This window comes from Rhodothermales bacterium (assembly GCA_013002345.1).
Lineage (GTDB): Bacteria > Bacteroidota > Rhodothermia > Rhodothermales > JABDKH01 > JABDKH01.
Window position 1 is genome coordinate 1 of record JABDKH010000202.1, and the last position, 3,245, is coordinate 3,245.

Below are 3,245 nucleotides of genomic sequence, written 5' to 3' on the forward strand. Positions count from 1 at the left end.
GCAACTCCTCGACCTGCGGCTACCCTGCCTGAAGGGCGTGCCGCACCAACTCTTCGACCGACGTAATGCCGGGGTGTTCTTTCAGCGCACGACTGATGCTTCGCTCTGCCCCTGCTCGCGACAACCCGAGTGCTTCCAGAGCTGCGAGCGCGTCAGCCCGCAATGAACTTGCTGCTCCGGCGACGCCCCCCGCCGGCACGTTCAATTCCACGCGTGCAAACTTGTCTCTAAGCTCCACAACCAGCCGCTCGGCCGTTTTTCGGCCCACACCGGGGATTCCGGTCAGGATGCCGACATCGCCGCGGACAACATGCTCTTGAAGGTCCGCGGGCGGAAATGCGGACAGTGCCGCAAGCGCGAGTTTCGGACCGACGCCCGACACGCTCAGCATGGCCTCGAAAATCGACCGCTGATCTACATCAGCAAAGCCGTACAGTAGAATCGCATCTTCCCGAACATAGTGATGTGTATGGAGGATGGCCTGCTTGCCCGCGTCGGGAAGCTTCTCGTACGTAGAAGTCGGAATGCGGATCTCATACCCGATACCCTGGACGTCGATAACCACTTCGGTGGCCTTCTTCGAAACCAATTTCCCCGACACGTAGGTGATCATGCGTCCGTCTTTCCTGATTTGTTTTTCTTTGCGGCGTCCCGATTCCAGCGCATCACGATTGGCACCCGCCTTCCCATACCGAACGCCTTGGTACTTACGCGTATTCCGGGTGCTGCCTGCCGCCGCTTGTATTCGTTGCGATCGACCATGTCCAGAATGCTTCTCACAAGCGGTTCGTCGAATGAAGTCGACTCCACAATCTCGTCCAGCTCCTGCTGGTCCTCGACGTATAACTCGAGGATGCGGTCGAGTATGACATAGTCGGGCAACGAATCGCTGTCTTGTTGATCCGGCCGAAGCTCGGCCGACGGCGGTTTTTCGATCGTGCTTCTCGGAATGAGTTCACGTCCGGCCCGGTCATTGATGTATTCAGCGACTTCGTAGACCTGCGTCTTGTACACGTCGGCAAGGACCGCGAGTCCACCGTTCATGTCCCCGTACAACGTGGCGTATCCGACGGACATCTCGCTCTTGTTTCCGGTCGACAGAAGTAGATATCCGAACTTGTTTGACACGGCCATGAGCGTGACGCCCCGCGAGCGCGCCTGGATGTTCTCTTCCGCGACGCCGGCGTTCGTCTCAGCGAAGAGGGACTCGAGCATCTCGTCGAAAGCCGATACGGCTGGGCCGATACCGATATTGTGGAATTCGATTCCGAGACTTGAAGCGAGTGTTTCGGAGTCAGTCACGGACCCCGGCGACGAATAGGCCGACGGCATAGTAATCCCGACCACATTTTCGGGTCCAAGAGCTGCAACAGCGAGTGCGCAGGTGACAGCCGAGTCAATTCCCCCGGAAAGACCAATCAATGTCTTGTTGAACGCACCCGTCTTGTAGAAATAGTCGGCAATACCGAGCGTCAGTGCGTCGTGCAATTGCTCAGCCTCCGTCAGCGCGACCGAACAGGGTGAGGCTCCTGCGTCAGTGTCCCAGAAGACGAGGTCTTCCCGAAAGGAGGCGGCGCACACGACCAGTTCGCCCCGGTCATTGTGCACGCGGCTGTCGCCATCAAAGACGACCTCTGTATTTGCCCCGACCTGATTGACGAGCACGAACGGGATCCCGTGTTCAATGCAGATTTCTTCGACGACTTCGTTCCTGCGCTCGTGCTTCCCGACCGAAAACGGTGATGCGCTGATATTGACGAAGAGATCTGCCCCCATCTCAGCAAGCCTGTCGATCGGGTTCGTTCGGTAAAGATGATAGTCGGCCTGCTCCTCGTTATTCCACATGTCTTCGCAGATATGCAGTCCGAGTTTGAGGCCGCGCCATTCGACGAGTTGAAGGTGATGTGCCGGCTCGAAGTAGCGGTATTCGTCGAAGACGTCGTAGGTGGGCAGCAGCGATTTATGCACTTCTGCAACACGCGCTCCGGTCTCGACAAGAATTGCGGCATTGAACAGGCGTTTTCCGACAGCGTCAGAATTTCGGACGGGCGTTCCGACGATGGCGGAAAGTCCGGCGGGCAGGTTCGTCGCAAAACGGTCGATAGCATCGCTACAGGAATCGATGAACGAGTCGTTTTCGAGCAGATCCAGAGGTGGATAGCCGCAGATCGATAGCTCCGGATAAACGATCAAATCGGCGCCCCGTGCTGTGGCCTGGCCGGCATACTCCAGCATCCGCGACACGTTGCCATCAATGTCGCCGACGGTCGGATTGATCTGTGCAAGGGCTATCTTCATCGCATGGAAGAGTCGTCTTGGGAGTCGTCGATCAGCACGCGTCAGAGTCACCTGTCGTTCCCGTCAGGACGTGATCGTGAAACGAAATCAGCATCATTCGTAGAACTGGCAGCTATATATCCGGCCGAAGGAAATAATCACATCGATTGGAGGAAAGGTATGTCGCGAATTCTTGCAGTGCTTCTCGCCATCGGACTCGGCACCCTGTTTTCGGCTGGATGCGGGTACGCTCAGGACCGTGAACCGCAGGCGCACGCGATCGTGGGTGCCACGGTAGTGCCGATGGATTCGGATGCAGTGCTGCAAGACCATACAATCGTGATCCGGGGTGACCGGATCGTCGCGGTCGGTCCCTCCGCGGACACGGCAGTGCCGGAAGGTTCTGTTGTCGTAGATGGTACGGGCCGCTTTGTCGTCCCCGGTCTTGCCGAGATGCATGGCCACATTCCATCACCGAATCAGTCACAGGAATTCATCGATGACGTTCTGTTCCTGTATGTCGCGAACGGTGTCACGACGGTGCGTGGCATGCTCGGATATAGTGGGCAGCTCAGCCTGAAGGATCGGGTGCTGACCGGGGCCAACATAGGACCGACGCTATATCTGGCCGGGCCGAGCTTCAACGGAGGTTCGGTGAGCAGTGCGGAGGACGCCGAGCGCAAGGTGAGGCAGCAGGCAGAAGAGGGATGGGACCTGATCAAGATTCATCCAGGGGTTCCTCTCGATGCGTATGACCGTATGGCGAAGACGGCTCACGAGCTTGGGATGCGTTTCGGCGGACATGTCCCGGAAGATGTCGGACTTCTGCACGCGCTGGAGTCGGGTCAGGAAACGTTCGATCACATAGATGGATACACGGTCTATCTCGGTTCGGCGGAGAGAGAAGTGTCCGACGAGGACCTCCGGACCATAGCCAGAAAGACCCGTGACGCCGGTGCGTGGATCGT

3 protein-coding genes are annotated in these 3,245 nt (G+C 57.9%); 1 reads left to right on the forward strand and 2 read right to left on the reverse strand.

Annotated features, from left to right (window positions below; translation table 11 throughout):
• Positions 1–19: 19 nt before the first annotated feature.
• Positions 20–613, reverse strand: coding sequence for a Holliday junction branch migration protein RuvA (gene ruvA / locus HKN37_10595; protein ID NNE47096.1), 594 nt, complete (start codon positions 611–613; stop codon positions 20–22).
• Positions 610–2,298, reverse strand: coding sequence for an NAD+ synthase (locus HKN37_10600; GenBank protein NNE47097.1), 1,689 nt, complete (start codon positions 2,296–2,298; stop codon positions 610–612). Before HKN37_10600 ends, ruvA begins: the two co-directional genes overlap by 4 nt.
• A gap of 3 nt (positions 2,299–2,301) precedes the next feature.
• Between HKN37_10600 and HKN37_10605 the strand changes: the two genes are divergently transcribed.
• A partial coding sequence (locus HKN37_10605; protein ID NNE47098.1) for a hypothetical protein occupies positions 2,302–3,245 on the forward strand: 944 nt, incomplete at its 3' end.

Coding starts and splice junctions, on each gene's coding strand:
- ruvA (NNE47096.1), bottom strand. CDS start 613: ATGATCACCTACGTGTCGGGGAAATTGGTTTCGAAGAAGGCCACCGAA.
- HKN37_10600 (NNE47097.1), bottom strand. CDS start 2,298: ATGAAGATAGCCCTTGCACAGATCAATCCGACCGTCGGCGACATTGAT.